Origin of the sequence: Pseudomonas sp. RA_35y_Pfl2_P32, assembly GCF_963970735.1 — a bacterium.
Classification (GTDB): Bacteria; Pseudomonadota; Gammaproteobacteria; order Pseudomonadales; family Pseudomonadaceae; genus Aquipseudomonas.
This window is the reverse complement of the sequence record NZ_CAXAQF010000261.1, coordinates 1-486: the sequence shown is the minus strand read 5'-3', so window position 1 is coordinate 486 and position 486 is coordinate 1. Positions and strand designations below refer to the sequence as shown.

General features: G+C 66.0%; 2 protein-coding genes. One reads left to right on the top strand and one right to left on the bottom strand.

Annotated features, from left to right (window positions below):
- Window positions 1–208: hypothetical protein (locus tag AACY45_RS28170; protein ID WP_339548747.1), on the bottom strand; the 208-nt coding region annotated here is incomplete at its 3' end.
- Window positions 209–278: 70 nt separating this feature from the next.
- Between AACY45_RS28170 and AACY45_RS28165 the strand changes: the two genes are divergently transcribed.
- Window positions 279–486 (top strand): hypothetical protein (locus AACY45_RS28165; RefSeq protein ID WP_339548746.1); only part of this gene is annotated, 208 nt, incomplete at its 3' end.

Below are 486 nucleotides of genomic sequence, written 5' to 3'. Positions count from 1 at the left end.
CGCCGCGCGCGCGCTTGAGAAATTCATCGAGCGCGCTCGGACCCGGCGTGACACCACGCGGTTTGCCGCCGGGTGGCTGCGCCCACGGGTTGCGCGGGCCGCCACTGTCGCCTCCGCCATTGTCGGAACCGGAGCCGCTGCCCCATGGTCCCTTATTGTCGGCGGCGAGGATGGAGAGGCGCTGAAACCAGCCCGATAAGATCGTCATGCGACCTTTATAGGGGCGCGTTCTTGCGAAAAACAGTGGCAAGCGCGTTCGCGTCGCCTATCTGCGCACGATGACTGACAGTAGTTTGCTAGATGCCGCCCTAATTCGTGTCGCCCAAGGGCGCGCCACCGCCCGGATCGAGGAAGGACGCGCCAGCATCATCGTCGACGTCAGTGGCCTTGACGACGCCGCGCGGGATGCGCTGGAGGCCGATGTCCGCGCTGCCGCCAGCGATGTTCCCGGAATTTCCAGCGTTCGCGTCGCGTTGACCAGCCAGC